This is a genomic window from Richelia intracellularis HH01, from assembly GCF_000350105.1.
Classification (GTDB): domain Bacteria; phylum Cyanobacteriota; class Cyanobacteriia; order Cyanobacteriales; family Nostocaceae; genus Richelia; species Richelia intracellularis.
Window position 1 is genome coordinate 41,103 of sequence record NZ_CAIY01000087.1, and the last position, 6,000, is coordinate 47,102.

The 6,000-nt window shown below is 33.0% G+C and carries 2 protein-coding genes and 1 pseudogene; 2 read left to right on the forward strand and 1 reads right to left on the reverse strand.

Annotated features, from left to right (window positions below; all coding sequences use genetic code 11):
* Nucleotides 1-1,223: 1,223 nt before the first annotated feature.
* A complete protein-coding gene (gyrB, locus tag RINTHH_RS09700) occupies nucleotides 1,224-3,161 on the reverse strand; it encodes a DNA topoisomerase (ATP-hydrolyzing) subunit B (protein ID WP_008235942.1) in 1,938 nt (645 codons plus the stop codon).
* Nucleotides 3,162-3,368: 207 nt separating this feature from the next.
* Here gyrB and miaA point away from each other — a divergent pair, with 207 nt between their 5' ends.
* The gene (miaA, locus tag RINTHH_RS09705; RefSeq protein ID WP_044305006.1) at nucleotides 3,369-4,283 is read left to right on the forward strand and encodes a tRNA (adenosine(37)-N6)-dimethylallyltransferase MiaA; all 915 of its coding nucleotides are present in this window, start codon (nucleotides 3,369-3,371) and stop codon (nucleotides 4,281-4,283) included.
* Between the two features lie 677 nt (nucleotides 4,284-4,960).
* A pseudogene (locus RINTHH_RS11290) lies at nucleotides 4,961-5,505 on the forward strand (NUDIX hydrolase).
* Nucleotides 5,506-6,000: the final 495 nt, after the last annotated feature.

Consider the following 6,000-nt stretch of genomic DNA (forward strand, 5'->3'; position numbering starts at 1 on the left):
CTAAACCTATGATAAGTTAGAATTCTAAAAATTATAGAATTCTAACTTAATAACTCTGTTTTTTATAAAAGTCAAAGGATAAAGTCATTAATTAGCTAGGATCCTATATTTTTAATTAAACTGCTAATGTAGGTCTGATTTGAGTATAAAACAATTCTGCTATAATTTTTTCAAAAATCTAATTCTTATATTAATTTAGTCTAAATATCTTATTCATCATTGATTTTGGTAAATGTTCCACAATAAAATTACAGTCATAATTATCCATCCTAATTATGGGGTGGAACCCTGTATGACAATTATTAATCACCATATTATTAAGTCCAGGTTATTAAAAGAAACATTGGCATTCAATACCTGGAATAAATAGGAGAAACAACGAGTTTTAAATACCCGATTAGGATAAATATTCAACTTGCTGGAAAATATATTGGGTCCTAAGTTTATATTCCAGGATTTTATAAATAAATGAGGCCCATTGTAAGTTGCTATTAGATAAAGATTTTATAGTTCAAGAAGAGTGAACGTTTAGTTTTGTTAAACATGAACTGCACAAACCCATAAAAATTCCAAGCAAGTACTTGTATGATAATAATGTGAATCTGCGTTCTAGCAGCTCTACATTGTAAATCAAAGTCCATTGAAAATATCTTATGCCCAACCGAATAAATCCAAAATTTTATTTAGATAAATAACGCAAAATTTATCCTGGGAACTGGGCAAAAAATCTTTACATAGACCCCATAGTTATTATGGGGTCTATGCTAAATCAAACTTAATATTTATAAATAAATATTACTAAAAATTATTAAGCTTCAAAGACTTTAATTTATGAACCTAGTCATTTCTAATATTAATCACTCTTTTTTTAATGCTTACTCAATTCTTACCCCCATCTTATCAAGAACTTGTACTATATCTGACTAATCCAAGAACTTGATTAAAATAACTCCATTTAACCATTGTGCCAATTGACAGCTGAATCTTCTCCTTGGAGACAACTTTTGCTGAATACCTTAAATTAGTCCTGTATGGTTGTAATCAACTTGTCAGCTAATTACTTGAGGACAAAAAGCCCTATTGATAGATGATAGCTTACTTGCCAGACATCATAGAACCGTTCTTTAGTAAGAATTATTGAAAATTCTTTGTAATAGTCATATGGGAAATAACAAGAAATAATATATAGAAATTTCTATTTTTCTTTCCTGCTTTTTGGATTATTAAATATCTAAATCCATCAAGTCAAGTTTAGAGCCGAAGGTTTCAATAAATTCACGGCGGGGGGCAACGCGATCACCCATTAGAATTGTAAATATGCGGTCGGCTTCAGCTGCATCCTCAATTTCTACTTGTTTTAAAGTGCGAGTTTCTGGGTTCATGGTGGTATCCCACAGTTGGACTGGCATCATTTCTCCCAAACCCTTAAATCTTTGGATGGTGTAATTTGCATTTTCAGGGAATTGTGCAATTGCTTTTTGTAATTCTTTCGCGCTGTAACAGTACTTATGAGTACGCCCCCGTTCTAATTTGTATAATGGCGGACAGGCAATGTAAATAAAACCTTGCTCGATTAATCGCCTTTGGTAACGATAGAAAAAGGTTAACAATAATGTCCTTATATGTGCACCATCAACATCAGCGTCTGTCATAATTACTATATGGTGATACCGTAACTGAGCTTGGTTAAATTCTTCCCCTTTCACACCTAAGCCCAATGCAGTAATTAAAGATTGGACTTCATTATTCTTGTAGATTTTAGTATCATCAGTCTTTTCAATATTAAGGATTTTGCCCCTTAGGGGAAGTATAGCTTGAGTCCGACGATCACGTCCTTGTTTGGCACTACCACCTGCACTATCACCTTCTACAATAAATATCTCCGACTCACCGGGATCACGGGAGGCACAATCTGCCAATTTTCCTGGTAATGGGGAGGATTCTAACACTGATTTCCGTCGGACTAGTTCCCTTGCATGGCGAGCTGCTTCAGCAGCCTTAAAAGCTTGAATAGCTTTATCTAAAATTGAATCGACAACAATGGGATGGAACTCCAAGTATTCTGTGAGGATCTCACCAATCAATGAATCAACAATGCCTCTGACTTCAGTATTTCCCAATTTTGTTTTAGTTTGCCCCTCGAATTCCGGTTCAGGGACTTTCACAGAAACAATTCCTGTTAATCCCTCCCTTACATGTTCACCACTCAGATTAGAATCATTTTCCTTCAGTTTATGGCGTTTACGAGCAATTGCATTCATACTGCGGGTAAGAACAGCCTTCAAACCTTCCATATGTGTTCCACCATCTATGGTACGAATATTATTGGCAAAACCAAAGATATTATCAGAGTAAGAATCAGTACACCATTGTAATGCCGCTTCTACCTGAACTTGATTACGTTCCCCACAGATATAAATAATATCTTCATGTAGTACCTGTTTATCTCGGTTTAGATAATTAATATATTCACGAATACCACCCTTATATTCATAGTTTTCTACCTTAGGAATACTAGTTTTAAGTAAATCCAGGCGATTATCCGTAAAATTAATTTTGACACCAGCATTTAGATATGCTAACTCCCGCAGACGACCTGCAAGGGTAATATAATTAAATTCCGTAGTATTCGTAAAAATTTGGGCATCGGGCTTAAAGGTAACAGAAGTACCCGTACGATTTCCCTTATATACTTCTACTTGTAAATCATTAATAGGAACTCCCTTTGCATAATGCTGAACATGAACCTTATTATCACGCCAAACAGTAACTTCTAAACTTTCAGATAGAGCGTTCACTACAGAAACACCAACACCATGCAAACCACCAGAAACCTTATAACCGCCACCACCAAACTTACCACCGGCATGCAATACAGTTAATACAGTTTCTAAGGCTGATTTTCCTGTCTTGGGATGTATCTCAGTTGGGATACCACGACCATCATCTGTAACAGAAACAGATCCATCAGCATTTAGGCTAACTTCTACATGGGTACAGTAATCAGCTAGGGCCTCATCAATAGAGTTATCAACTACCTCATATACTAGATGGTGAAGACCCCGAGGACCAGTCGAACCTATGTACATCCCTGGGCGTTTGCGAACTGCTTCCAGACCTTCCAAAACCTGAATCTGATCAGCACTATAACTGGTTGTCATGTAAATTCTCCAGAATCGTGGATATCAACCGGATAAAAACAAAAAGTTTAAATGGCCCAAAGATTTTAACACAAAAGCCTTAATGCCTGCTGCAGAGCAATTATATTAGAAGTTTGTTAAGGGGATATACCCAACATAATAAAAGTTCAGAAGAGATAGGTAATGGAATCTAAAAAAATAACATTTAAAATACAAATTATTTAGATTATGACTAAATTGATTGTTATTTGTGGAGCGACAGCAACTGGAAAATCCAGATTGGCTTTAGAGTTAGCAAAACGTTTGAAGTCAGTCATCTTGAGTGCAGATTCCCGCCAGGTATACCGGGAGTTTAATATCGGCACAGCAAAACCAACATCACTTGAACAGGAATTGGTATCACATTATTTAATTGACATATGTACTCCAACAGAAATCATGACAGTGGCTGATTATCAGGAACAAGCACAGGCCATAATACAATTTCCATTTTTACTCGTATCCCAAGATACACCCTTACTTTTAGTTGGTGGTACTGGTTTATATATCCATGGAATCACTAGAGGCATTAAAATTCCTAAGGTTCCACGAAATACAGAACTTCGAACACAACTAAAATCAATGGATCAAACTCAACTTTACATGATACTACAACAAGTCGATCCTATTGCTACGGGAAAAATTCATCCTAACGACCGATTAAGAACTATTAGAGCTCTAGAAGTATTTTATGTTACTGGTTATCCTATCTCAATGCAGCAGGGAGAAAATCCCCCTACTTTTCCTATTTTACATGTTGGTTTAGATTGTGATGCTGTCAGCATTAACCGTCGAATAACTGAAAGAACCCAATGTATGATTGCCAACGGTTTAGTTGCTGAGGTGGAAGACTTATGTGTTAAGTATGGGGTAAATTTATCTTTGCTAAATACTTTGGGATACCGAGAAATTAAGCAATACCTGAATGGGGAGATATCCTTAAAGCAAGCCGAGGAAAAAATTATCATTCATACAAGACAATTTGCTAAGCGCCAGCGTACTTGGTTTAGAGCAAATTCAGAAGTTGAGTGGTTTGGTGCAGATACTCCAGACTTACTGGATAGTGTTTGGCAGAGAATCCAAGATTTTATATTGACTACATAATAAAAAAATATAAGTAATCTTTCGCAGCTATTTAGGTTGTTATGGAATATTTTGTTTGCAAAATGATGAATACTATTGTTAGTAAAATATGGGCTTAAATCCCTGTAATGCTTAGACTATGTAATAAAGAAGATGATTGAATTAATAATATAAAATTGATGAATTATTTTATAGATATAGTAAAAAATATTTTAGAAGGAAATGTCCCATAATTAGGAAACTAAGAACAGTAAAACCTATTTTCAAATTTAGTTTTCTTCCATTATGGAAATTTTTAGGGTATTATCAAAAGATTGGATTTATAGATATTTATCACTTTTGTGAATGTTATACTTTCTGATCTATATGCTATTTTTTTATTGGCCAATTTTTCATTATTGTAGGAAAAACTAATTATTATAAGCTAGGGATCAATTACTAATTTTAAAAGTGGTTAAGGATTATCAATTATAAGTAAGCAAAATGATAAATTTCAACAAATTGCTACTAATAAGATACCAATTATAAGAAGGGTGCAGTCACATAAAATATTTCCATTCATGGTGAAGTATACAGTCTATTAATTACTATTAGAATCAACTCAAGTTATATTAACAACTTAAGAAAAACCCAAAATTTTCTGATTAACTAGTTACAAGAATACTAAATTTAGTTTCCATATATTTACGGCCAAATTGATACTAACAAGTAAAAAGTTACTACAGTTGCTCAAGCAATGTTTACTTTACGAGGGACGTAAGTTTAATTTTGAATTCAACCACTTATGTTTACCAAATAATGCAGAAAGAGAATCGTAATGTATTTGATATCTTGGTGGTTTTGTAGCAGTAATAATTACATCCGAAGGTAAACTGGTAGAAATTCGCCAGTATTTTTATCGTTCTGTCATAATAAGTGGAAGGATTTTAGAATTTCCTGCAGATACAATAGAAAAGAATGAAGATGAATTTGAAACTGTACAGCATGAAATGGGAGAGAAAATTGGCTGACATGGCAAAAAATAGGGAATTTTTTCCCTGCTCCTGGTTATTCAAGTGAAATTATTTATGCATATTTAGCAAAGGATGTACAAAAATTAGAGTATCCTCCATAGCATGAAGATAATGAGGATATGGAAACAGTATTATTGACTCCAGAAGAATTAAAACAAGCAATCAAGAATAGTGAACAAGTTGATAAAAATTCATTTGTAGTTTCATGTTGGTATAACCCTTTATTGTAAAGGGCTGGGTTTGAATATAGATAATTATAATGAAGGAATTATCTATATAAATGTTAACTATTATTTAAAACCATCAATTTATTTGCAGTGTCTTGAAATTAATCTATAAATAAGAACTGCTACTAAACTTTATTGCTACAATTACCAAAAAAAATGGTTTTATTATAAGTTAATCATCAAATATTAGGAATATATTGGCTGTTATTATTTTAAGAATTTTGTTGACAATTAAAATCTATATTCATTAAAAATTAATGAATTTTACAGTTTTATTATAAGTCTTATCAATGTTATAGATAAAGAGAAAATAATACCTTAAGTTTGAGCTTCCATGTATAAAATGAAAATAATATAGCATTATACTATTTTCAGGGGAGAGAGAAAATATTAAGTTTAAGAATTCTCTTATTATCATGATAGTAAATAATATTGGCTCAGCCTATAATTTATTTCGTTGGTGAATTTTTATCCATTACTTGAAGTAACTATTTTAAT

What these genes read in the sequence shown, in the direction of transcription:
- gyrB (WP_008235942.1), bottom strand. Translation starts at nt 3,161, where the DNA reads ATGACAACCAGTTATAGTGCTGATCAGATTCAGGTTTTGGAAGGTCTG.
- miaA (WP_044305006.1), top strand. Translation starts at nt 3,369, where the DNA reads ATGACTAAATTGATTGTTATTTGTGGAGCGACAGCAACTGGAAAATCC.